This is a genomic window from Phytohabitans rumicis (assembly GCF_011764445.1).
Lineage (GTDB): Bacteria > Actinomycetota > Actinomycetes > Mycobacteriales > Micromonosporaceae > Phytohabitans > Phytohabitans rumicis.
Map to the genome: position 1 here is coordinate 4,459,213 of NZ_BLPG01000001.1, position 22,193 is coordinate 4,481,405.

General features: G+C 69.9%; 19 protein-coding genes and 1 pseudogene. 12 read left to right on the forward strand and 8 right to left on the reverse strand.

Annotated elements, in window-relative coordinates; translation table 11 throughout:
• The first annotated feature begins 44 nt into the window (after nucleotides 1–44).
• The 3 genes from Prum_RS19925 to Prum_RS19935 are packed head-to-tail and all read left to right on the forward strand — an operon-like array spanning nucleotide 45 to nucleotide 1,433.
• A complete protein-coding gene (locus Prum_RS19925) occupies nucleotides 45–554 on the forward strand; it encodes a hypothetical protein (RefSeq protein WP_173077891.1) in 510 nt (169 codons plus the stop codon).
• The gene (locus Prum_RS19930; RefSeq protein WP_173077892.1) at nucleotides 527–895 is read left to right on the forward strand and encodes a hypothetical protein; all 369 of its coding nucleotides are present in this window, start codon (nucleotides 527–529) and stop codon (nucleotides 893–895) included. The genes Prum_RS19925 and Prum_RS19930 overlap by 28 nt, the downstream gene beginning before the upstream one ends.
• A gap of 55 nt (nucleotides 896–950) precedes the next feature.
• Nucleotides 951–1,433, forward strand: coding sequence for a methylated-DNA--[protein]-cysteine S-methyltransferase (locus tag Prum_RS19935; RefSeq protein ID WP_173077893.1), 483 nt, complete (start codon nucleotides 951–953; stop codon nucleotides 1,431–1,433).
• A gap of 56 nt (nucleotides 1,434–1,489) precedes the next feature.
• Here Prum_RS19935 and Prum_RS19940 read toward each other — a convergent pair whose 3' ends face one another.
• Both Prum_RS19940 and Prum_RS19945 read right to left on the reverse strand, forming a co-directional pair.
• On the reverse strand, nucleotides 1,490–2,569 hold the full coding sequence (locus tag Prum_RS19940) for an inositol-3-phosphate synthase (protein WP_173077894.1): 1,080 nt from the start codon (nucleotides 2,567–2,569) through the stop codon (nucleotides 1,490–1,492).
• 23 nt (nucleotides 2,570–2,592) lie between these two features.
• Nucleotides 2,593–3,204 (reverse strand): PadR family transcriptional regulator, encoded by a 612-nt coding sequence (locus Prum_RS19945; protein ID WP_173077895.1) that lies wholly within the window; start codon nucleotides 3,202–3,204, stop codon nucleotides 2,593–2,595.
• A gap of 174 nt (nucleotides 3,205–3,378) precedes the next feature.
• Here Prum_RS19945 and Prum_RS19950 point away from each other — a divergent pair, with 174 nt between their 5' ends.
• The 3 genes from Prum_RS19950 (at nucleotide 3,379) to Prum_RS19960 (ending at nucleotide 8,609) form a co-directional block, all read left to right on the forward strand.
• Nucleotides 3,379–3,867 (forward strand): DUF5318 domain-containing protein, encoded by a 489-nt coding sequence (locus tag Prum_RS19950; protein ID WP_173077896.1) that lies wholly within the window; start codon nucleotides 3,379–3,381, stop codon nucleotides 3,865–3,867.
• Nucleotides 3,868–4,255: 388 nt separating this feature from the next.
• A complete protein-coding gene (locus Prum_RS19955; RefSeq protein WP_246277986.1) occupies nucleotides 4,256–6,808 on the forward strand; it encodes a transglycosylase domain-containing protein in 2,553 nt (850 codons plus the stop codon).
• A 61-nt stretch (nucleotides 6,809–6,869) separates the two neighbouring features.
• Entirely contained in the window at nucleotides 6,870–8,609 is a 1,740-nt protein-coding gene (locus tag Prum_RS19960; RefSeq protein WP_218577296.1) for a glycosyltransferase family 87 protein, read from the forward strand.
• A gap of 311 nt (nucleotides 8,610–8,920) precedes the next feature.
• Here the strand turns inward: Prum_RS19960 and Prum_RS19965 are convergent, their stop codons facing one another.
• Nucleotides 8,921–11,011, reverse strand: coding sequence for a hypothetical protein (locus Prum_RS19965; RefSeq protein ID WP_371871246.1), 2,091 nt, complete (start codon nucleotides 11,009–11,011; stop codon nucleotides 8,921–8,923).
• A 12-nt stretch (nucleotides 11,012–11,023) separates the two neighbouring features.
• Nucleotides 11,024–11,799: pseudogene (locus tag Prum_RS19970) on the reverse strand (deoxyribonuclease IV).
• A 153-nt stretch (nucleotides 11,800–11,952) separates the two neighbouring features.
• On the opposite strand from Prum_RS19970, the gene Prum_RS19975 reads away from it, so the two are divergent.
• The 5 genes from Prum_RS19975 (at nucleotide 11,953) to rplI (ending at nucleotide 14,644) form a co-directional block, all read left to right on the forward strand.
• Nucleotides 11,953–12,732, forward strand: coding sequence for a hypothetical protein (locus tag Prum_RS19975; protein WP_173077897.1), 780 nt, complete (start codon nucleotides 11,953–11,955; stop codon nucleotides 12,730–12,732).
• 251 nt (nucleotides 12,733–12,983) lie between these two features.
• Nucleotides 12,984–13,274 carry a 30S ribosomal protein S6 gene (gene rpsF / locus Prum_RS19980; protein ID WP_173077898.1) on the forward strand — a complete coding sequence of 97 codons (291 nt, stop codon included), beginning with the start codon at nucleotides 12,984–12,986 and terminating at the stop codon, nucleotides 13,272–13,274.
• Nucleotides 13,275–13,365: 91 nt separating this feature from the next.
• Nucleotides 13,366–13,890 carry a single-stranded DNA-binding protein gene (locus Prum_RS19985; protein ID WP_173077899.1) on the forward strand — a complete coding sequence of 175 codons (525 nt, stop codon included), beginning with the start codon at nucleotides 13,366–13,368 and terminating at the stop codon, nucleotides 13,888–13,890.
• Between the two features lie 47 nt (nucleotides 13,891–13,937).
• Nucleotides 13,938–14,177: a 30S ribosomal protein S18 gene (gene rpsR / locus Prum_RS19990; protein WP_089250287.1), complete on the forward strand. Its 240-nt coding sequence runs from the start codon at nucleotides 13,938–13,940 to the stop codon at nucleotides 14,175–14,177.
• A 14-nt stretch (nucleotides 14,178–14,191) separates the two neighbouring features.
• On the forward strand, nucleotides 14,192–14,644 hold the full coding sequence (gene rplI / locus Prum_RS19995; protein WP_173077900.1) for a 50S ribosomal protein L9: 453 nt from the start codon (nucleotides 14,192–14,194) through the stop codon (nucleotides 14,642–14,644).
• Between the two features lie 51 nt (nucleotides 14,645–14,695).
• Here rplI and Prum_RS20000 read toward each other — a convergent pair whose 3' ends face one another.
• Complete coding sequence (locus tag Prum_RS20000; RefSeq protein WP_173077901.1) at nucleotides 14,696–16,168, reverse strand: vWA domain-containing protein; 1,473 nt, start codon at nucleotides 16,166–16,168, stop codon at nucleotides 14,696–14,698.
• Nucleotides 16,169–16,258: 90 nt separating this feature from the next.
• The gene (locus Prum_RS20005) at nucleotides 16,259–17,593 is read right to left on the reverse strand and encodes a DMT family transporter (protein ID WP_173077902.1); all 1,335 of its coding nucleotides are present in this window, start codon (nucleotides 17,591–17,593) and stop codon (nucleotides 16,259–16,261) included.
• A gap of 705 nt (nucleotides 17,594–18,298) precedes the next feature.
• On the opposite strand from Prum_RS20005, the gene dnaB reads away from it, so the two are divergent.
• Nucleotides 18,299–21,097, forward strand: coding sequence for a replicative DNA helicase (gene dnaB / locus Prum_RS20010; protein WP_173083918.1), 2,799 nt, complete (start codon nucleotides 18,299–18,301; stop codon nucleotides 21,095–21,097).
• Nucleotides 21,098–21,144: 47 nt separating this feature from the next.
• Here the strand turns inward: dnaB and Prum_RS20015 are convergent, their stop codons facing one another.
• Both Prum_RS20015 and Prum_RS20020 read right to left on the reverse strand, forming a co-directional pair.
• Complete coding sequence (locus Prum_RS20015; RefSeq protein WP_173077903.1) at nucleotides 21,145–21,519, reverse strand: TFIIB-type zinc ribbon-containing protein; 375 nt, start codon at nucleotides 21,517–21,519, stop codon at nucleotides 21,145–21,147.
• A 22-nt stretch (nucleotides 21,520–21,541) separates the two neighbouring features.
• Entirely contained in the window at nucleotides 21,542–22,177 is a 636-nt protein-coding gene (locus tag Prum_RS20020; protein ID WP_173077904.1) for a phosphoribosyltransferase, read from the reverse strand.
• Nucleotides 22,178–22,193 lie beyond the last annotated feature (16 nt).

Consider the following 22,193-nt stretch of genomic DNA (forward strand, 5'->3'; position numbering starts at 1 on the left):
CTCGCGAGACGAGTGGTCGATTGCGGCATCAGGGAGGAAAGCGGATGCAGCCGTGTCCGGTGTGCGGCGCCGTTCAGGTCGACGCGGCCGGCTTCTGCGTGCAGTGCCGCACCTTCCGGGGCGTACCCCAGCAGCCACCGCCTCAGCCGCCCAACTACCCGCAGCAGCCGCAGTCGCCGTACCAAGGCTATGGACCACCGGGAAGCCCGGCCTATCCGACCAGCGTGCCCCCCGGCTACCCGCAGCAGACCAGCGGCGGCGGCTACCCGATGAGCTATCCGGCGGTGCCGGCGCCGCAGGCCCGGCGGTCGTTCCTGGTCCCGCTGGTGGCGCTGTCGGCGACGCTGGCCGTCCTGGTGGTCGCGATCGTGATCGTCGTGGCGGTCCGTGGCGGCGACGACGGGCCGGGGCCCGGGCCGGTCGCCGGCAGCGCCACGGCCAGAGCCCCGTCCGCCTCCGCCACCCCGTGTCCGATGTGGACGAATGCGTGGTGGGCAGCTGGCGGGTCACCTCCCACGAGGAGGAGGTGCCGGTCGAGGGTCGGGGCAAGGTGAAGTTCACCGGCGGTGACGGCGCCACGCTCCAGCTCAACGCCGACGGGACCGGCGAGTTCGACTACAAGAGCGGCACCGAGTACCTGGGCGACCTGAGCGGCCAGGAGGTGCGGCTCGAGGTGTCCGGGAAGATGACCTACCACTTCACCGCCCGGAAGGGCACGCTCTCGATCACCGACGTGGAGTCGACGGCCAGCGGCAAGCTGTACTTCGACAACGAGCAGTACGGCGACTCGCAGCCGCTGAACGCCGAGGACGACACGTCCACCTACACGTGCTCGGCCAACGAGCTCACCCAGAAGACGTTCCTGTTCACCACCAGGTTCGAACGGGTCAGCTGAACGCATCCGTACGGGCAGCGCGGACAGTGTCGTACCCGGGGACGACAATGGGTGGATGCGCTGGACGGTTATCGACTCGCCGATCGACCGGCTCTCCGTCGCGGTCGACGAGAGCGGCGTCTGCGGGGTGCACTTCGGGGCCGTCGACGGCGCCGGCGAGGTGGCCGAGCCCGAGCCCATGCTGGCGGCGGCGGTCGAGGAGGTCCGGGCCTACTTCGCCGGCGAGCTGACCGACTTCACGGTGCCGCTGTCGGTGCGGCGGGGCAGCGACTTCGAGCGGGCGGTCTGGCAGCAGATGTCCCTTATTCCGTACGGCGAGATGCGCACGTATGGCGAGATCGCCGCAGCGGTCGGTGACCCCGGCGCTGCGAGAGCGGTCGGGGTGGCCTGCAACCGCAACCCCATTCCCGTGATCGTCCCCTGCCACCGCATCGTCGGCGCGGGCGGCAAGCTGGTCGGCTTCGGCGGCGGGCTGCCGCGCAAGCGGTTCCTGCTGGAGTTGGAGGCCCGCGTCGCGTTGCAGCGCGCCTGGCAGTAGCGACGGGCGTGGGCCGGGACCCGCGGTCCCGGCCCACGCCCTAGCTCAGCGGTGGGTCAGCGCTCGATCTCGCCCTTGATGAAGGACTCGACGGCGGTGTGCGCCTCGTGGTCGGCGTACTGGACCGGCGGGGACTTCATGAAGTACGACGACGCGGACAGGATCGGGCCGCCGATGCCGCGGTCCTTCGCGATCTTCGCGGCGCGGATCGCGTCGATGATGACGCCCGCCGAGTTCGGCGAGTCCCACACCTCGAGCTTCAGCTCCGCGTTGAGCGGCGTGTCGCCGAACGACCTGCCCTCCAGGCGGATGTACGCCCACTTGCGGTCGTCGAGCCACGGCACGTGGTCGGACGGTCCAATGTGTACGTCGGACTTGGCCATCTCGTGCGGCACCTGGGACGTGACCGACTGCGTCTTCGAGATCTTCTTCGAGACGAGCCGGGTGCGCTCCAGCATGTTCATGAAGTCCATGTTGCCGCCGAAGTTGAGCTGGTACGTGCGCAGCAGCTCGACGCCGCGGTCCTCGAAGAGCTTGGCCAGCGCGCGGTGCACGATGGTCGCGCCCACCTGGCTCTTGATGTCGTCGCCGACGATCGGCAGGCCGGCGTCCTCGAACTTCTTGGCCCACACCGGGTCGGAGGCGATGAAGACGGGCAGGGCGTTGACGAACGCACAACCCGCGTCGATCGCCGCCTGGGCGTAGAACTTGTCGGCCTCTTCCGAGCCGACCGGCAGGTACGCCACCACGACGTCGACCCGGGCGTCCCGCAGCGCCTTGACGACGTCGACCGGCTCTTCGTCGGATTCTTCGATGATCTCGCGGTAGTACTGGCCCAGGCCGTCGAAGGTCGGGCCCCGCTGCACCTGTACGCCGGACGGCGGTACATCGCACAGCTTGATGGTGTTGTTCTCGCTGGCGACGATCGCCTCGGCGAGGTCCCGGCCCACCTTCTTGGCGTCCACGTCGAACGCCGCGACGAACTCCACGTCGGAAACGTGGTAGTCGCCGAAGGTGACGTGCATGAGACCCGGAACGCGGTCGGTGGGGTCGGCGTTCCGGTAAAACTCCACGCCCTGGATCAGGGACGAGGCGCAGTTACCGACGCCGACGATGGCCACGCGGACGGAGCCCATAGCGATTGCCTCCTTCTTGTTCATCACGGCCGCTCCTCTTGTGTCCTGGACGATCCAGGCGGAGACGGTTTCTCTTCTCGATCAGGTGCGCGACCGGAGCGCTCGTTGGCGATGAGCTCCTCCAGCCAGCGGACCTCGCGCTCGCAGGCGTCAAGGCCGTGGCGCTGCAACTCCAGCGTGTAGGCGTCGAGCCGCTCGGTGGCGCGGGCGAGCACGTCGCGCAGGCCCTCGCGACGCTCCTCGACCCGCCGGCGGCGACCCTCCAGGATCCGCAGCCGGGTGGCCCGGTCCGTACGGGCGAAGAACGCGAAGTGCACGCCGAAGCCGGCGTCGTCGTACGTCTCCGGACCGACCTGGGCGAGCAGCTCGGCGAAGCGCTCCTTGCCTTCCGCTGTGATCTTGTAGACAACGCGGCCGCGGCGGGTGGTGAGGGGTGGGATCTCCTCCGCGTTTGCGGACGTCTCCCCCGCCTCGGTGATCCAGCCCGTGCTCTGCAGCCGTCGCAGCGTGGGGTACAGGGTGCCGTAGCTGATCGCCGCGCGGATGGCTCCCAGCTTGGTGGCCAGCTCTTTACGCAGCTCATAGCCGTGCATCGGGGACTCCTGGAGGAGGCCGAGGATGGCGAGCTCAAGCATGTCCCACCCTCCTTACCTTCCCGTGGGCTCCCGTTCACCGGCTCGATGTATCGGGCCGATACATCGCACGGTATCTCGGCTTCGAGGTTCGGGCAAACATCGGATATAGGGGTGTTCGGTAGCGGAAAGTGACGGTTGTCGCCTCGCCGCCCGGAACCGCGTACCCTCGTCCGCATGCGCACGCAGCGGCAGATCGTCGACTACTCGCTTCAGAAGCGAGCGCTGCTGCGTGACGTGCTTTCCGGCCGGGTCGGGACCTACGAGGTCTGCGATGCCTCTCCCTACCTGAAGAACGCCGCCCGCTTCCACGGCGAGCCGACCGACCGGCGGTGCCCGATATGCCGGCGGGAGAACCTGACGCTCGTCCACTACATCTATGGCGACGAGCTCAAGCAGTCGGCCGGACAGGCCCGCACCCGCACCGAGCTCCCGGTGCTCGCGATGACGTTCCGTGAGTTCCAGGTGTACGTGGTGGAGGTCTGCCGCGCCTGCTCCTGGAATCACCTGGTCGAGCAGTTCCTCCTCGGCCGCGACGGCCTGTCCGACGATTCCGTCGGCGCCGGCGCTGAGACGGCCACGGCCGTCGGCTCCTCCGCGTCAGGTTCATCCGCTTCCGGCGGTGGGGCGCCGGCAACCAAACGAAGGCGAGGGGCCCGACGGTGACCACCGCTTGCCCCAGCGACATCAGGGACAACCCGGAGTGGCGGGGCAGGCGATCACTCGTTAATCGGATAAGTCCGTTTATGTCGGGCACGACCCTTCAGCAGGGTGTCCAAACTCACCGCAAACCGGTGGTGTCGCAGGCGCGCGCCATCGCGACCGGCAGGGTGTGACCAATGAACTCGTACGACGACCCTAGTTCCGCGCGCGGTCGGGCCAACGCATCAGGCCCGTCCGACGACTACGGACCCGACGCGGGGGATACCGGCGGTCAAGCGCCAGCTCCTCCCCACGTCCCGCCGCGCCAGGGCGCGCGACCGTGGGGTCAGCAGGGCGCGCGTCGGTGACTCCTACCTCCGGCCGCGCGCCGGTCGGGTCGGGTCGCGCGTCGGTGGGTTCCGCCTCCGTCGGCTCCGCCTCGGTCGGCCGGGCCGGCGTCGGCGCGGCGCCCCCCGGTGCCGCTGGGCGGGCCACGGTGGGCCGGGCCACCGTACGCCCGGTGTCCCCGGCCGGGCCGGGCTTCTCCGGGCCCGACGTCCTCGAAGGACCGGGTGGCCCGGTAGGTCCGGGCGGCCCCGGTGGGCCCGGTGGACCGGGTGGTCCCGGCGGTCCGGGTCGGCGCGGCGGCAAGGGTGGCAAGGGCGACCCGGCGGCGATCAAGCGGGCGAAGCGGCGTAAGCGGATCAACTGGATCGTCGCGGCCTTCGCGGTGGTCGTCATGCTCGCCGGCGGTGCCGTGGTCGCCCTGACGTGGTTCTACGACGACGTGCCGGCGTACAGCACGAGCGAGGTCGAGGCCACCTCGATCATGTTCGCGGACGGCAAGACCCAGCTCGCCAAGCTCGGCGAGTCCAACCGCACGGTCGTGCCGTACGACAAGATCTCACCGGTGGTCCGCGAAGCGGTGATGGCCGCGGAAGACAAGGGCTTCCAGGACCACGAGGGCATCGACCTGAAGGGCATCGCCCGCGCCGCGTGGAACAACTTCACCGGCGGCGACACCCAGGGCGCCTCGACGATCACCCAGCAGTACGCCCGGCACGCGGCCGAACTGACCGGCATCAACTACAACCGGAAGATCCGTGAGGCGGTGCTCGCCCGCCGGTTGGAGCAGACGTACAGCAAGGACGAGATCCTCGGGTTCTACCTCAACGCGATCTACTTCGGCCGGGGCTGCCACGGCATCGAGGCCGCGGCGCAGTGCTTCTTCGGCAAGTCGGCCCTCACCCAGCCCGGACAGCCGGGCGCCCTCACCAAGGAAGAGGCGGCCGTCCTCGCCTCGGTGATCAAGCAGCCGGAGCCGTCGTCCACGCACAAGGGCTACGACCCGCAGCTCAACCTGGAGGCGGCCACCGAGCGGTGGAACTACACCCTCGGCAACATGGTCGAAAAGGGCTGGATGACGGCCGACGAGCGGGCGAAGGCGGTCTACCCGACCAAGACGCTCAAGAAGTACGACCCGAAGACGTGCAACATCGGGTGTGGCGCCGACAAGCCGACCGGCAACGTGATCAACTACGTCCGGGACGAGCTTGAGGCGATGGGGATCCCGCCGTCCGAGTGGAAGGCGAAGGGCGGATACCGGATCACCACCACGATCCTCCCGAAGGCGCAGAAGGCCGCCGAGAACGCCACCCGCCGGCAGTCCAAGGAATCGCCGATGAACAAGCTTCCGGCGTACTACAAGGCGGCGCTGGTGGCGATCGACCCGTCGAACGGCCGGGTGATCGCGTACTACGGCGGCGAGAACGGCACCGGGTACGACTACGCCGGCCTCAACGACGACGGCAACTCCGGTGGGCACGCGCCCGGCTCGACGTTCAAGATCTACACGCTGGCGGCGGCGATGCGCGCCGAGATCCCGATGGACTCGCGCTGGGACGCGACCAAGGACCAGGACGGGGCCCGCAAGATCTCGAACGCCGGACGCGAGGGGAACGAGATCGCCTGTGGAAAGACCTGCACGCTGGAACAGTCCACGATCTCGTCGTTCAACGTGCCGTTCTACTGGATCGCCGACGGCATCGGGCCGGACAAGGTCGTCGCGGCCGCCCGCGACGCCGGCATCCACACCATGTTCGACACCAGCAAGGGCAAGCCGCACGACCTCACCAAGAGCAAGCCGGAGGACCTGGCGCCGGAGGAGTTCGACAACGAGGTGGCGTTCGGCCAGTACCCGGTGACCGTGCTCGACCACGCGAACGGCGTGGCCACGCTCGCCAACCGGGGCGCCTACAACAAGGCCCACTTCATCCGGTCGGTGGAGAAGCGCGACCCGGCGACCGGCAAGTACGTCAAGGTCGCCGGGGTCGGTGAGAAGCTCGACCCGCAGCAGAAGTTCGTCGCGAACCAGATCGACGACATCAACTCCGTGCTACAGAAGATCCCCGGCTCGATCGACAACAAGCTCGAGGACGGCCGCCCGGCGACCGGCAAGACCGGTACCTGGGAGCTCAACCAGGAGCGCAACGCGACCGGCGACGCCTGGATGGTCGGCGCGACGCCACAGATCGCGTCCGCGGTCTGGGTCGGCACCGAGGGCAAACGACGAGCCATCAAGGAGCCCGGCGGCTCAAAGAACATGAGCGGCTCCGGCACGCCCGCCGCCATCTGGGAAAAGTTCATGGACGAGGCGCACAAGGCCCTCAACTACGAGATCAAGCGGTTCGAGGACCGGAAGAACACCGGCGACCCGGACAGCCCGTACCCGAACGGCCAGTCGCCCCCTCCGCCGACGACGGGTCCGGACGAGAACCTGCTGTGCCGGCAGTTCCCGTTCCTGCCGCAGTGTGACCGGGACGGCAACGACGACAACAACGGCAACGGCAACGGGAATGGCAACAACAACAACGGCAACCTGCCGACGACCCCGTCGCCCGGCACCGGTGGCGGCGGGGGCGGCGTGATCGTCATACCCACGCCGACGACCCGGGCCCGAGAGTGATAAGTGCCAAATCGGCACCGGGCCCCGCAGGCCCGGTGCCGATGCGGCAAGATGCCATTTCATGAGCGTACGGTCGGCCGACATCGACGGTCCTGAACGTGTGGACCATCCGGCACAGTCGGATGCCTTCGTCCGCGGCCTCTCCGAAGCGATCGGTGGGCCGATCGGTGAGCACGCCACCGGCGCCGACCGGCCGCAGCGGCAGTGGGGCGGTCGGTTCTGGACCGCGACCCGCATCGTCATCGCGCTGACCTGTCTCACCCTGGCCCTGCACTGGGTGCAAAAGTCGCCCTGCCGCGACGGCGCCTGGGCGGACCATGTCCAGTACACCAAGTTCTGCTACACCGACGTGCTGGCGCTGTACTACGCCGAAGGGCTCAACGAGGGCAAGGTGCCCTACCGCGATCACCCGGTGGAATACCCGGTGCTGACCGGCTACTTCATGGGCGCCCTCGGCCTGCCGGTGCACGCCCTCGGCCAGAGCCGACCCGAGCTCAACCAGGCGCTCTGGTTCTACGACGCCAACGCGCTCGTGCTGAGCGCGCTCGCCGTCGCGACCGTCGGGATGATCCTCGGCCTGCGCCGACGACGACCCTGGGACGCGGCGATGTTCGCGCTGTCCCCCGCGCTCCTCGTCACCGCGACCGTCAACTGGGACTTTCTCGCCATCGGCCTGTTCGCGTTCGGCCTGTACGCCTGGGCGAAACGACGACCCGTGGCGGCCGGCATCCTGATCGGCCTCGCCGGAGCGGCGAAGATGTGGCCACTGTTCATCCTCGGGCCGCTGCTCGTCCTCGGCCTCCGGTCGGGACGGATCAAACATGCGGTCATCGCGACCGTTACCGCCCTCGTCTCCCTCGTCCTGGTCAACCTGCCGGTCGCGATCCCGTACCGGGAAAGCTGGGACCGCTTCTTCGAGCTCAACACCGAGCGCCCGATCGACTGGGGCACCTTCTGGTACGTCGGGCGCTACCTGGACGGCAAGTGGAACACGGGCGCACCCGGCGACGAGGGGCCGTTCCAGTGGCTGAGCAACCACGTCGACCCGCAGCTCAACTACCTGACGTACGGCCTGTTCGGCCTGGCCTGCCTGGCGATCGCGGGACTGGCGCTCTTCGCGCCGCGCCGGCCACGGCTGTCCGCACTGGCATTCCTCGTCGTCGCGGCCTTCCTCATCTTCAGCAAGGTCTGGTCCCAGCAGTACGTGCTGTGGCTGCTCCCGCTCGCCGTACTGGCCCGGCCGCGGTGGGGTGCCTTCCTCGCCTGGCAGGTGGCCGAGGTCCTCTACTTCGTGTCGTTCTACGGCGAGCTGCTGGGCGCCTCGGGTAAGCAGGTATTTCCCGAGGGCGTCTTCGTGCTGGCCGCCACGCTCCGGCTCGTCACCGTGGCCGTCCTATGTGGATTCGTCGTCCGCGACATCCTGAAGCCGGAGCGCGACCCGGTCCGCCAGACGTACGAGGACGACCCGGACGGCGGCGTCTACGACGGCGCCGAGGACGCACCATGGCTGGCGCGATGGCGCAACCGCCGCGCCGAACTCCCCACCTCCCCACCCCCACCCCGGCCTAACCGCCTCCGGCAGTACCACGTCGGAGGCCCGCGTCCCGCGAGGCCGGCGTCCCGCGAGGCCGGCGTCCGGCGGGTCCGCGTCCGGCGGGGCCCGCGTCCCCGGCGGCACCACGTTGGAGGGCTGCGTCCGGCGGGCCTGCGTCCGGCGGGCGGCGCCGGAGGCCCGCGTCCGGCGGCGGCTGCGTCGATCAAGGACTTTTCCGTCGATCAAGGGCGAACGGTCGTGCTTTGATCTCTGATCCACGGCCGTTTGCCCTTGATCGACGCGCAAGTCCTTGATCGGCGGGCGCCACGAGCGATGAAGGCCGCAGGGGATGGGCGCTGCGGGCGGCGTGCGGCGGGGGCCGCAGAGTCTGGACGCCGCAGGCGGCGTGCACCGCGGGCGATGAGGGCTGCGGGCGGCGGGGCCCGCAGGGTCTGGGCGCCGCGGGCCGCGGGCGCCGCGGCCGGCGCGTGGGCGAGGTCGGGCGAGGTTTGGGGTGTGCGGAGCCGGCGCGGGAGCGGGGCGCGTCCTACTGCGTCCGGGGGCGCGGCCCGCTCGTGTCAGAGGTGGAAGACGATGGTGTTGCCGACGACTTCGCGCTGGATGCCCAGGGCGTCGACGGGCATGTCCACGGCGGCCTGCCACGGGGTGTCGACCAGTTGGTCGCGTAGCAGCACCACCGTCTTGACGCCCAACTCGCGCAGGTAGTCGACGCTCGCCTGGTCGGGGAAGGTTTGCGTGATCTCCCGCGTCTCGGCCTGCCCGGTCGGGGTGAAGCCGCTGCCGCCGTTGACCACCGGTTGGAAGCGGGTGGTCGACCAGAGCATGACGTTTTGGTCGATCTTGAGGGTGCTCGGCAGGACGAGGATCGGGCCCGGGTCGACCCGCATGACCTCGGGTTGCTGGGGGACGACCGGGTGCGGGGTGGTGTTGAGGCCCTCGACCAGCACCAGGACCAGCGGCAGGAGGGTGGCCAGGCGGAGCAGCGCGCCGGGCCGTGGGGGCACCCGGGTCGCCGTGATGTCGCCGACCCGCCGGACGAACGCGCTTACCGCTCCGGCCGCGAGGATGCCGAGCAGGAGCGTGGTCCAGAGCATGAGGCGGCCCGGCGTACGCAGGCCGTCCCAGCCGGGCAGGTGCTCGAAGAGCGGAAGGTAGGTGTAGCGGCCGCCGAAGAACCGCGGGCCCATGGCGAGGATGCCGCTGGCCAGTACGCCGACGAGCAGCAGGATCCGGTGGCGCACCTTCCAGATCGAGAAGAACAGGCCGGCGATGGCGAGGCCGTACAGCACGAAGCCGGGCAGCAGCGTCATCTCGGGCGCCCAGGGCAGCCCTTCGCGGGCCTGCTCGTGTAGGCCGCCCCAGATGCGCGACTCCGCCGGCGCGATGAAGAACCCGCTCGCCGGTGGCGAGTAGGCGCGCAGGGCGTCGACCGTACGCTCCGCCTCCGGGTGCAGGTGTGCCACGTCGAAGTACGCGAGGGAGAGCAGCACTCCGGTCGCGGCAAAGAGCAGGCCGCCGACCAGGTCGGTGGCCAGCAGCAGCGCTCCGAACGGCCGCCGTACCGGCCTGCGCCGCACCTTGCCCACGTACCAGGTGACCATCGAGACGAGCGCGATCAGCCCCAGGACGTACGCGAAGGGCAGGCCGATGCCGAAGCCGAGGCTGATCTGCCAGGCCGCGACCGCCCACCCGGCCAGCGCCCAGCCCGGTTGGCGGCGGTCCGGGCGGTAGCCGTCGCGAAGGGACCAGCCGTGCCCGCGGGCGAGCATGGCCAACGCCAGGGGGATGCCGCCGTTGGACACGATGTGCAGGTGCCCGGCCTGGGAGAGCAGCCAGGGCGCGTAGGTGTAGGCGGCAGCGGCGACGACCGCTCCGGTGCGGCCCGCGCCGAGCTGGCGGACCAGCGCGTACGCCCCGAGGGTGGCCAGCGCGTGCGCCAGCACGAACATGATGTTGTAGCGGACGACCGCCGCCACCGGGCCGTCGCCGATCATGCCGGCCGGCGCGTAGCCGAGCAGGGTGTCGGAGAACGCGAAGCTGAGCCGCTCGGGGAAGAACGTGTTGGAGTTCCACAGCTGGGCCGGGTCACTGATCAGGATGTGCCCCGACCAGGCCATCTGCCACGCCTGGAGGGTCGGGTCCCAGATGTCCTGCGGCAGCGTGTGCTGTGGATAGCGCAGCGTCGGCCAGGTCATGAGCACGGCGAGCAGCAGGGAGCCCGCGATGGCGAGCGTCCACTCGTGGATCAGGAACCGCCCGATCGCCCGGCCGACCCGCCGGCGCCGGGTGGGCGGCCGCTCCGGCTCGGGGGCGAACGCCTCCCAACGCTCGGGCGCCGCCGCCTTCGGCTTGCGCTCGTCGGCCTTGGTGTCGTCGGACTTTGTGTCAACAACGGCCGTGTCGTCGCCCGTGGCATCGACGACCACGGTGTCGGCCTTGGTATCGACGACGACCGCGGTGTCGGCCTTGGTGTCCACGACTGCCGTGTCGTCGCTCTTGGTATCAACGACCGCGGTGTCGTCGCCATTGGCGTCCATGACCGCGGTGTCGTCGGCACCGGTGTCAACGACCGCCGTGTCGTCGGCCTGCACGCTCGACTCCGGAACCGTCGGGTCTTCCTTGACGACCTGCGGCTGCTCCGTACTCATCGGTCATGGCCCCTATCGGCCGGCCCGGTCACGCAGGAACGCGATGTCGGCGGCCTGGCCCTCGACGCCGCCCGGGGTTTCGACCACGACAGGAGCCCCGGCGGCTCGTACGACGGCGACCACCAGATTGGGGTCGATCATCCCCTTGCCCAGGTTGTCGTGGCGGTCCCGGCCGGAGTCGAACCCGTCCTTGGAGTCGTTGGCGTGGATCAGGTCGATGCGGCCGGTGATCGCCTTGATCCGGTCGACGGCGTCGAGCAGGTCTTCCCCGCCGGCGTGCGCGTGGCAGGTGTCGAGGCAGAAGCCCGGCTCGAACTCGCCGATCGCGTCCCACAACCGGGCCAGCGCGTCGAACCGGCGGGCACAGGCGTTGTCGCCCCCGCGGTGTTTTCGATCAGCACCGGGAGCGGGAAGCCGCCCGACTTCGCCGCGTACTCGAATGCCTTGCGCCAGTTGTCGAAGCCGATGGCGACGTCTTCACCCTTTTCGACGTGTCCACCATGGACGATCAACCCCTTGGCGCCGACGGCGGCCGCGCCCTGGGCGTGGCTCATCAGCAGCTTGCGGCTGGGGATGCGGATGCGGTTGTTGAGCGTCGCCACATTGATGCGGTACGGCGCGTGGATATAGATGTCGATCTCGGACGCGAGCAGCGCCTCGGCGTCGTCGCGCGGGGCCGGGTCCTTCCACGCCTGCGGGTCGGTGAGGAAGAACTGCACGGTCTCGGCGTCGCGGGCGGTCGCGGCGCCCAGCGGGTCGGTCGAGTCGACGTGGGCTCCGATACGCATGGAGGCGAGCCTACGTCTTAGGTCCGACACCGGCGCGAGGGACGTAGCCCGGAGAACAACATCTGGGTCGGTACGTGACAAATCACCCGTCACCGGCGACTCGCCCGATTCGTTAGCCCGATAGATCCAAGCCGCCGACCTGGGAGATGGTGAATGCCGCCGCTGGCCCGACATCGTGCCGCCGCTACAGCGGTTGCCGCCGTTTTCGCCGCCGCGCCGCTGCTGACCGCCACCGCGGCCCAGGCCGAGCCGCTGGAGAGCGGCAAGGAAGTGGTGTTCAGCGGCGACCGTGGGCTGCTGGGGGTCTCTTGCGAGGCCAACCCGAGCGCGTCCACGGTGACCATCCCGGCGGAGACCACGCTGCGTGTGGTCAACCGGACCGGCTACCGGGCGAAGCTGCTCATCGACGGCGCCGCACAGGGCGAGATCGAGAACGGTGGCGCCGCGCCGGTCGTGTTCCACCGCGGGCCGGTCACGCTCGGGCTCAAGCCGAGCTGCATGCTCGCCGACGAGGCGGCGGTACGCGTCGAGGTGGTCGCGGCACCGCGTACGGGGGCGCCGGGGACCAAGCCGGGCACGAGCGCACCGGGCCGGCCGGCGGGCGGTACGCGTACCCAACGGGAAGAGCAACCGCAGGCGGCGGTGTCGGCCGCGCCGGACGCCAGCCCCACGGCGGCCGAGGTCGGCCCCGAACAGGCGATCCCTGCGGACGACGGTGGCGACCCGGCGGCGGCCGTGGATACCGTGGATGAAACAGCAGGCACCGGCACGGAAGGGGCGGCCGCCGAGGCGCTGTCTTCGGTCCAGCCGGTGCGGGAAAGCGGACCAATCGGACTGCTTGCACTTATCGCCACAGTCTGCGTGGTTGGTGTGCTAGCGGGAGCAATCCGGGCTATTATCGCTCAACGTGCAACCCGGACGGGTGTCGCGTAATATACAAGTAAACACACAGGCTCCGCGGGGCGCCTTCTATCCAACCTCGTCGGTGTGGTCGTTCCTCCCCAGGTCCCACCCAAAGAAGAGGATAGGGCGCCCCGCGGCTCTCTATGCCGGGCCCGCCCGGTACTCTTGTTCGGTTCGCTCGTTGCCGTGGGCCTATCCCACGGCTTCACTTATGCGAACAGACGCACGACCTCCTGCCACGGATGGACCGTGGCCACTAGCCCAGAGGAGGTGAGCAAGTCTTGCGTCATTACGAGATCATGGTGATCCTCGATCCAAGCCTTGAGGAGCGCACCGTCGCCCCGTCGCTGGACACGTATCTGAACGTGATCCGCACCGCGGGTGGCTCGGTGGAAAAGCTCGACGTCTGGGGTCGCCGGCGCCTGCAATTCGAGATCAACAAGAAGGCCGAGGGTATCTACGCGGTCATCGATCTGCAGGCATCCCCCGATGCGGTCGCCGAGCTGGATCGTCAGCTCCGGCTGAACGAGTCCGTTCTGCGGACCAAGGTCATCCGGCCGGACGTCCGCTGACGCGGCGCCGGCCCGCCCGGATCGACCTCATTTTCTTGTCGTACGGCTCTGGCAGCCTGGCGGCAAACGATGAGGGCGCGAGGAGTTGGTCATGGCAGGAGACACCACCATCACGGTCATCGGCAACCTGACCGATGACCCCGAGTTGCGCTTCACCCCGTCGGGTGCGGCGGTCGCCAAGTTCCGGGTCGCTTCGACGCCCCGGTTCATGGACCGCACGTCCGGCGAGTGGAAGGACGGCGAGCCGCTCTTCCTGTCGTGCACGGTGTGGCGGCAGGCGGCGGAAAACGTCGCGGAGTCGCTGCAGCGGGGCGCCCGCGTGATCGTCTCGGGTCGGCTGCGCCAGCGGTCGTACGAGACGCGCGAGGGTGAGAAGCGCACCGTCATCGAGCTGGAGGTCGACGAGATCGGCCCCTCGCTGCGGTACGCCACGGCGAAGGTGCAAAAGATGTCGCGTTCCAGCGGCGGCGGCGGTGGTTTCGGCGCCTCCGGTGGTGGCGGCGGCCAGGGCGGCGGAGGCAACTTCGACGACCCGTGGGCCACTGCGACGCCGGCACCCTCGGGCTCCGGTTCGGGCGGCGGCAGCAGCAACTTCGACGAAGAGCCCCCGTTCTAATGCGGAGTCCCAGGAGGGGCAACGCAGGATCATCAGGAGCAAGAGCAATGGCTAAGGCTGCGGCGCTTCGCAAGCCGAAGAAGAAGGTGAACCCGCTCGACAAGGAGGGGATCACCTACATCGACTACAAGGACACCGCGCTGCTGCGCAAGTTCATCTCCGACCGCGGCAAGATCCGCGCTCGGCGGGTGACCGGGGTGACTTCCCAGCAGCAGCGGCAGATCGCCCGCGCGGTCAAGAACGCCCGCGAGATGGCGCTCCTGCCGTACACCGCCACGGCGCGCTGAGGGGAGGCACCGAGATGAAGATCATTCTGACTCAGGAGGTGTCCGGCCTCGGCGCTCCCGGCGATGTCGTGGAGGTCAAGGACGGCTACGGCCGTAACTACCTGCTTCCGCAGGGCTTCGCGATCCTGTGGTCAAAGGGCGCGGAGAAGCAGGTCACGGTGATCCGTCGGGCCCGTTCGGCCCGGGAGATCCGGGACCTCGGCCACGCCAACGAGGTCAAGGCGCAGATCGAGGGCCTGAGCAAGATCAGCCTGTCGGCCCGGGCCGGCGACGGTGGCCGGCTCTTCGGCTCGGTCACCCCGGCCGAGGTCGTCGACGCGGTGAAGGCCGCCGGCGGCCCGGCACTCGACCGGCGCCGGCTCGAGCTGCCCGGCCACATCAAGTCGCTGGGCGCCCACCAGGTGCGGGTAAAGCTGCACCCGGAGGTCACCGCCAAGTTCGACCTGACGGTGGTCAAGGCCAAGTAACGGCAAGTGCGTGAAGCGGGGGCGCCCAGGCGCCCCCGCTTTCGCGTTCGTTCAGTCCAGCCGGCTGGCACGGTCGATGAGCTCGGCCAGCTCCCGCACCTTCGGGTCCTCCGTGGAGTCCGCCGCCCGGTCGGCCACCCGGGCGAGGTCGTCGTACGACGCCTCCCGGCCGCCGCGGAGCGTCTCGGCGAAGAAGCCGGCGGCGTAGCACACCTGCAGCCGCGGCGCCGCGCCCTCGAACGCGCCGCCCAGGTCCGCGACCCGCACCGACTCGGACACCTCCGACGGCTCCCGGTCGGCCGGGTCGAGCCACCGTACGCGTACCCGGGCCACCTGGTCGCCGTCGCTCGCCCCCTCGGCGAGGCGTACGGCGTACAGGGCGGTGACGCTGTGTCCCGGCCCGATCTCGCCACCGTCCACCCGGTCGTCGCGGAAGTCCTGGTCGGCGAGGGCCCGGTTCTCGTACCCGATCAGCCGGTACGACTCGACCGCCTCGGAGTCGAAGGTGACCTGCGCCTTGGCGTCCAGCGCCCGTACGGCCAGCGAGGCGGGCAGCTGCTTCACGAACACCTCGCGAGCCTGGGCGCGCTCGCTGACGTACACGACGAAGCCGTCACCGCGGTCGGCGAGCTGCTCCATGAGGCTGTCGCCGTACTCGCTGCCGACACCGACGCCCAGCAACGCGATCTCCTTGGCGGCCTCCTCGCGTACCTGGCTCAGGATCGGCGCGGCGTCGGTGTTGCCGACGTTGGCCAGGCCGTCGGAGAGGATGATCACCCGGTTGGAGGCGCCGGACCGGAACCCGTCCCGCGCCACCCGGTAACCGAGCACAAGGCCACCCTCCAGGTTGGTGCTGCTCTCGGTGTGCAGCGAGTCGATGGCGTCGTGCAGCGAGCCGGCGTCGGACACCCGGGTCATCTCCCGGACCACCCGCGCCTCACCGCTGAACGCGACGATGGCGACCGAGTCGGTCGGCCGGAGCTCGTCGACGAGCGTGTGCAGCGCGTCCTGGACGAGGTCGAGGCGGCCCCGCTCGGACATCGAGCCGGAGACGTCGATGACGAACGTCAGCGCGGCGTCCTTGCGGGTCTCCGTGTCCTCCCGCCGGGTTTGCAGGCCCACGCGCATGAGGCGTACCTCCGAGCCCGCCTCATGGAACGACGGCGGCCGCGCCCCGTCCACGTACACGGCGAAGCCATCCCCGCTCGGCTCCCGGTAGTCCTGGGCGAAGGAGTTGACGAACTCCTCGGCGCGGATCTCGGAGCGATCCGGCAGCCGGCCGTCCTGGATGAGGCGGCGCGCGTAGCCGTACGACGCGGTGTCCACGTCGAGGGCGAACGTCGACTGCGGATCCTCGTCGGTGCCGGTCTCCCCCGCCGAATCCTCCCCCGGGGCGACCGGCGGGCGCTGGAGGGGTGCGGACGCGCCACTGTCGCTGGTGTGGTCCGCGGTGCAACCCGCCAGCGCCAGCACGGTGGCGGCCCCGATAAGCAGCAAATTACGCGTACTGGTGGTCGTCGTCATGGCCCGTTCGACGGGCGTACCCGATCAGCCGCTCCGGGTGTGGCCGAGCCGATACCCAAGCGTGAGCGGCGCGCTACAGACCTAACCGGCTCAACCGATGGGCTGGCCGCTGATCGCGGACAGGAGCACAGTGGACAGCCCACCGCCGACCACCGCCGCGGCGAGGCCCACACTCACCGATCGCCAACTCGTGCTCACCCAACGCAACAGCACGGCCACGATCAGGCTGATCGCCAGCGCCGCGGCGAACCGGGTGGCGCTGCCGGACAGCGACCCGAGCGCCAGCGAGTTGTCACTCTGGAAGAGCGTGTAGACGACGAAGAGGACCAGCGGCACCGCGTACCACCCGAGGGTGGCGAGGACGGCGGCGAGCACGCCGCCCGGCGTCCGCTCGGCGAAGTCGTCGTCCATCTCCTCAGCGCTCGGTCGCCGCCGGATCGACGGCGCCGAGGCCGGGCGCTGGCGGCTGGACGGCGCGACGGGCCGCTGCCAGCCGGTCGCCGCCGTACGGCTGGAGGTCTCCTCCCGATACCGCGGCCGCGCCGCTGGGCGCGGCTCCTCGCCGTAGCGGGGCTCCTCCGGATAGCGCGGCTCCGGCGAGCGGTATCGGCCCGGGTCGGTCCGGAAGGACGAGGCCGAACGGCGCTCGCGGAAATCTTCCGGCTCGTCCCGCTCCGGCGGATCATCCGGGTACGCCACCGCGGGTGACCGCGGTGCCGACGAGGGGATGCCGACCCACCGCGGGTCGTCGTCAGACAGGCGTGCGGTGCTCTCCTCACCGCGGCCGTTCGGCCAGCGGGGCTCGATCTGATCCTGCCAGGAACGCCGGCGGCGGGCGCTCGGCGCCGGATCGCGGCCGACCGCCCAATCCGGACGCCCGGCGGAACGCTCGCTCCGCTCCTCGGTCGCCTGCTCGTCGCGTGGCGCCACCCACTCGCTGGTGTCGGTGAAGCGGTCGCGGCGCCGCGGCTCGGCCGGCTCCTGCGGGGGAGGCGGGTCATCGGCCGGCGCGGGCAGCTCCCGCCAGTCCGGCAGCGCCCGCCGGCCGGTGCTGGGCTCCGCCTCGCGGCGCCGGCGGCCACCCCGGGTGTCGTCCCGCCCGGTGTCCTCCCACGAGGCCGGCCGCTTCCACTCCCCCGTGTGCGCGCCCCTGCTGCTCCACTCCCCGCTCGGCTCCTCGCGGCTCCACTCGCCGGTGTACGCCTCGCGGGTCCACTCGCTCGTGCTGGCGCCGGGCGTCCAGCCGCTGGTCGGTGTCGCGGGCGTCCATCCACTGGTCGGCGCAGCCGGGGTCCAGCCACTCGTCGGGGCGTCGCTCTGCTCGCCCGGCTCCTCGTATCTGCTCCAGGTGCCGGTGCTGTCGTCCTGCTCCGGCTGCCAGCGAGCGCGGGCACTTCGGCGACCGTACGGCCGGTCATCGGCCATCGAATCGTCCTGCTGGCGCCGGCGACCGCGGTAGACACTGCCCGATCCCGAAGAGGGCTCGTCAGCGCGGTGTGCACCCGACGTTGACGCTCCGTAAATCTCGCCGGTGTACTCCGAGCTCTGCGGACGCGCGTCATCGCCGGACCGGCGCTCGCGCCGGCCGCGTGTGTCGTACCCCCAGTCCCGGTAGTCCACCGCCAAAGCGTGACCTTCCTGGTGCCAGATCCGCAACTGGCCCTCAAGACACATACGTCGATGGCCATGATATGCCGCGAACGGGCCCTCAGCCGACCCTGAATTTCTTCTCCACAACTTGGGGACTGAGCATGCCCACGTCACACCGTACCTGGCCGCTCGTCCCCAGTGGTTATACACAACCTGTGCACAGGCTGCACACACCCCGCCGGGTGACTGTCCACAGGTTGTCCCGAGCCTCATCCACCGCTCGTTTTGCTGAGCTGACCTGCGGTTTCGTATGGTGTTCGTTCGGCCTCAGCGAGAAAACTGTCACACCTCTGCGGTTCGCTTGCGGGTGCAGCCGATCGGGCGGAGGGGGGCTTGGGTGTCGGTCACCGATGACGTGCGGGCGGCCGGAAGGCCACCGTATGAGCCACCGCCCAACGGTCCTCCCCCGGCGGCACCGGCGGGCAGTTCGACAAGACTCCCCCGCAAGACATCGCGGCCGAGCAGTGCGTGCTCGGCGGGATGCTGCTGTCCAAGGACGCGATCGCCGACGTCGTCGAGATCCTGAAGCCGGGCGACTTCTACCGGCCCGTGCACGCCACCGTCTTCGACGCGATCCTCGACCTGTACGGGCGGGGCGAGCCGGCCGACCCCATCACGGTCGCGGCGGCCCTGGCCGACACCGGCGACCTGGGCCGCATCGGCGGGGCGCCCTACCTGCACACGCTCATCGCCAGCGTGCCGACGGCCGCCAACGCCGCGTACTACGCCCGGATCGTGGGCGAACGGGCCGTGCTGCGTCGCCTGGTCGAGGCCGGCACCCGGATCGTCCAGCTCGGCTACGGTTCGGCCGGCGGCGGCGGGCGCGACGTCGACGACGTGGTCGACCTGGCCCAGCAAGCCGTGTACGACGTGACCGAGCGCCGGGTCAGCGAAGACTTCGCCGTCCTCGCCGACATGCTCCAGCCGACCCTCGACGAGATCGAGGCGGTCGGCGCGCAGGGCGGCGTGATGACCGGTGTGCCCACCGGCTTCACCGACCTCGACCGGCTGCTCAACGGCCTGCACGCGGGCCAGTTGATCATTGTTGCTGGACGACCTGGTCTGGGTAAGGCGCTGGCGACGGACACCCCCATCCCGACGCCGGACGGCTGGACCACCATGGGCGACCTCAAGGCCGGCGACCGGGTGCTCGGGGCTGACGGACAGCCCACGACCGTCACCCAGGCATACGACCTCAGGCACGATCGTCCGTGCTACGAGGTGGTGTTCTCAGACGGCTCGACGATCGTCGCCGACGCCGAGCACCTGTGGAAGACGACCACTCGCGCCAGCCGCCGCCAGAAGGCCGAGGCCAAGCGTTCTCACCAGTGGTCCGCAGACGCCAGGGCCGCCGTCGCCGCGGCCCACAAGACGGTGACTGCCGAGCCGGACAAGCTCGTCCCATTCGGCGAGGCGGTAAGCCTGGTCGGTGATGAGTTCCGGCATGTTCTGCATGTCGTCGGAAAAGAGGTTGGATTCGACGGCGGCGTGACTCACGAATACATCCGGGCGGATAGGCCATGGCGGCGAGAGCTACCGGCGTACTCCCGGCAAGCACTCGTGTCGGCACTCTCACAGCGCGTCAATCGGTACATGAACGCGGAGACGACAGTGGTCCATCCGGGGGTCGTCACCACGAGCGAGATCGCCGCCACGTTGCGCCACCCGGCGGACGGGCGACTCAACCACGCCGTCGAGAACTGCAGCCCTCTCGCCTTGCCGGAGCGGGACGATCTGCCCATACCGCCGTACACGCTGGGTGTTTGGCTGGGCGACGGGCACTCCACCGCCGCCCGGTTCACCACCGCGGACCCGGAGATGGTGTCGTACGTCGAGGCAGACGGGTTCGTGGTCCGTCCCAGCGGGCCCATGGTCTACTCGATTTTCCCTCCGGCCCTAGAACCCTTACCGGAGCGCGACTGCGTCGTCTGCGGCAAGCGTTTCACCCCCCGTGGGCCTAGCGTCCGCACCTGTGGCCAGTCCTGCGGAGGGCGGGCCAGAGGGCTGGTTGCTCCGGACGAGCGCGAGGGTTGCGAGACATGCGGGCGCGTTACCGCTAGCTCCTGGAACGGCAGCCGCCGTTGTGCGGACTGCCACCGGCGGTACGGGTCGTTCCAGGGCTACCTTCGGGCTGCGGACGTCCTGGGCGACAAGCACATCCCGGTCGCATACCTGCGCGGGTCGGAGAGTCAGCGCAGGGCGTTGCTCGCCGGCCTACTCGACACGGACGGCACCGTCGGACCGAGCGGTAACGTCCAGTTCTGCTCAACCTCGCACCGGCTCGCCAAGGGCGCCTACGAGTTGGTGGTCAGCCTCGGCTATCGCTGCACCATGACCCGCAGACCAGTGCGGGGCCGCACAGCTGCCTCGTCGACCGCGTACACACTGAACTTCACCACCCTTGACGAGGTCTTCCGCCTGGAACGTAAGCGAAAGGCGCAGCAGGAGCGGGCGCGAGCCACGAACAGCGCCCGCACCGGTTCCCGGTTCATCGTGGACGTTCGCCCGGTGGCGAGCGTCCCGGTGCGGTGCATCACCGTCGACAACGCCGACCACATGTACCTGGCCGGCCATTCGATGATCCCGACACACAACTCGACGGCATCTATGGACTTTGCTCGAAATGCCGCAGTGCGCCACAACCTGGCGAGCGCCATCTTCTCGCTGGAAATGAGCAAGGTCGAGATCGTCATGCGACTGCTCTCGGCCGAGGCGCGGGTGCCGCTGCACATCCTGCGCTCCGGGCAGCTCTCCGACGACGACTGGACCAAGCTCGCCCGGCGGATGGGCGAGATCAGCGAGGCCCCGCTCTTCGTCGACGACACGCCCAACATGAACCTGATGGAGATCAGGGCCAAGGCGCGCCGGCTCAAGCAGCGCCACGACCTCAAGCTGATCGTGGTCGACTACCTGCAGCTGATGTCCTCGCCGAAGCGGACGGAGAGCCGGCAGCAGGAGGTCGCCGAGCTGTCCCGTGGGCTCAAGCTGCTCGCCAAGGAGGTCGAGTGCCCGGTGATCGCGGTGAGTCAGCTCAACCGTGGTCCCGAGCAGCGCACCGACAAGCGTCCCCAGCTGTCCGATCTGCGCGAATCTGGGTCAATTGAGCAGGATGCCGACGTTGTCATCCTTCTGCATCGCGACGACTACTACGACAAGGAGTCCCCGCGAGCGGGCGAAGCGGACTTCATCGTCGCCAAGCACCGAAACGGGCCGACCGACACGGTGACGGTGGCCGCCCAGCTCCACCTGTCCCGTTTCGTCGACATGGCGATCGTCTAGCGAAAGGGCGTGGGGCCCCTCAAACCGCGAGGAGCCCCACGAACTCGTCAGTCGAAGAGTTCGCCCAGGAAGCCCTTGCGCCGCTTGTGACGGTAGTGGCCGTGGTACCCGTAGTGCTGGCCGTACGCCGGGGCGGGCGCGGGCGCCGGGTAACCGTGGGTGGGTTGCGGTGGCGGGGGTGCGTACCCGCCGGGCGGCGGCGGAGGCGGCGGGGCGTACCCGCCGGGGGCCGGGGCCGGCGGCCGCTGCTGGGCTGCCGGGGCGGTTTGCTGCTGGTTCCAGTTCGCCTCGGCCTCGAAGAGCTTCTCCAGCTCGCCCCGATCGAGGAAGATCCCTCGGCACTCGGAGCACTGGTCAACGGTGACGCCGCTGCGCTCGTACTGGCGCATCTCGCCATGGCACTTCGGACAGGTCATCTGCATTGCTCGACGGTACCGGGTGCGGTCACCCCAATGCTGTCAAGACGGCGCCGACCTCGGCGTCCGTGACTTGATGGAAGTCGCGGTAGAAGCGGCTCACCGCGCCGAAGTCGGCCGGGTGCACCGGGCACACCACCTCGTCGACCACGGTGGTCAGGCCCTCGCACGCCTCCACCGATCCGACCGGGGCGGCCAGCACGACGCGAGCCGCGCCCATTCGCTTGGCCACGAGGGCGGCGGCCCGCGCGGTGGCGCCGGTGGCGAGCCCGTCGTCGACCAGGACGGCGGTGCGCCCGGTCAGGTTCAGCGACGGGCGCCCGGCCCGGTACCGGTCCTCGCGGCGGCGCAGCTCGGCCTCTTCCCGCTGGGTCACCTCGGCGATCTCCTCGGGCTCCAGTTTTTCGGCGATGCTGTCGTTGAGCACCCGCACCCCGTGCGGGCCCAGCGCCCCGAACGCCACCTCGGGCGCCCACGGCACCCCGAGTTTGCGGACGACCAGCACATCCAGGGCGACGCCCAGCCGCTCGGCGACCTCGGCGGCCACCGGCACGCCGCCGCGGACCAAGCCGAGGACGACCACATCCGGCCGGCCGGCGTACGCGCGCAGCTGGTCGGCGAGCGCCGCTCCGGCCGTCCGCCGGTCGCGGTAGACGGCTCCCACCTCTCTAGGTGTACGC

What these genes read in the sequence shown, in the direction of transcription:
- Prum_RS19925 (WP_173077891.1), top strand. Translation starts at nt 45, where the DNA reads ATGCAGCCGTGTCCGGTGTGCGGCGCCGTTCAGGTCGACGCGGCCGGC.
- Prum_RS19935 (WP_173077893.1), top strand. Translation starts at nt 951, where the DNA reads ATGCGCTGGACGGTTATCGACTCGCCGATCGACCGGCTCTCCGTCGCG.
- Prum_RS19940 (WP_173077894.1), bottom strand. Translation starts at nt 2,569, where the DNA reads ATGGGCTCCGTCCGCGTGGCCATCGTCGGCGTCGGTAACTGCGCCTCG.
- Prum_RS19945 (WP_173077895.1), bottom strand. Translation starts at nt 3,204, where the DNA reads ATGCTTGAGCTCGCCATCCTCGGCCTCCTCCAGGAGTCCCCGATGCAC.
- Prum_RS19950 (WP_173077896.1), top strand. Translation starts at nt 3,379, where the DNA reads ATGCGCACGCAGCGGCAGATCGTCGACTACTCGCTTCAGAAGCGAGCG.
- Prum_RS19960 (WP_218577296.1), top strand. Translation starts at nt 6,870, where the DNA reads ATGAGCGTACGGTCGGCCGACATCGACGGTCCTGAACGTGTGGACCAT.
- Prum_RS19965 (WP_371871246.1), bottom strand. Translation starts at nt 11,011, where the DNA reads ATGAGTACGGAGCAGCCGCAGGTCGTCAAGGAAGACCCGACGGTTCCG.
- Prum_RS19975 (WP_173077897.1), top strand. Translation starts at nt 11,953, where the DNA reads ATGCCGCCGCTGGCCCGACATCGTGCCGCCGCTACAGCGGTTGCCGCC.
- Prum_RS19985 (WP_173077899.1), top strand. Translation starts at nt 13,366, where the DNA reads ATGGCAGGAGACACCACCATCACGGTCATCGGCAACCTGACCGATGAC.
- rpsR (WP_089250287.1), top strand. Translation starts at nt 13,938, where the DNA reads ATGGCTAAGGCTGCGGCGCTTCGCAAGCCGAAGAAGAAGGTGAACCCG.
- rplI (WP_173077900.1), top strand. Translation starts at nt 14,192, where the DNA reads ATGAAGATCATTCTGACTCAGGAGGTGTCCGGCCTCGGCGCTCCCGGC.
- Prum_RS20000 (WP_173077901.1), bottom strand. Translation starts at nt 16,168, where the DNA reads ATGACGACGACCACCAGTACGCGTAATTTGCTGCTTATCGGGGCCGCC.
- Prum_RS20005 (WP_173077902.1), bottom strand. Translation starts at nt 17,593, where the DNA reads ATGGCCGATGACCGGCCGTACGGTCGCCGAAGTGCCCGCGCTCGCTGG.
- dnaB (WP_173083918.1), top strand. Translation starts at nt 18,299, where the DNA reads ATGCTGCTGTCCAAGGACGCGATCGCCGACGTCGTCGAGATCCTGAAG.
- Prum_RS20015 (WP_173077903.1), bottom strand. Translation starts at nt 21,519, where the DNA reads ATGCAGATGACCTGTCCGAAGTGCCATGGCGAGATGCGCCAGTACGAG.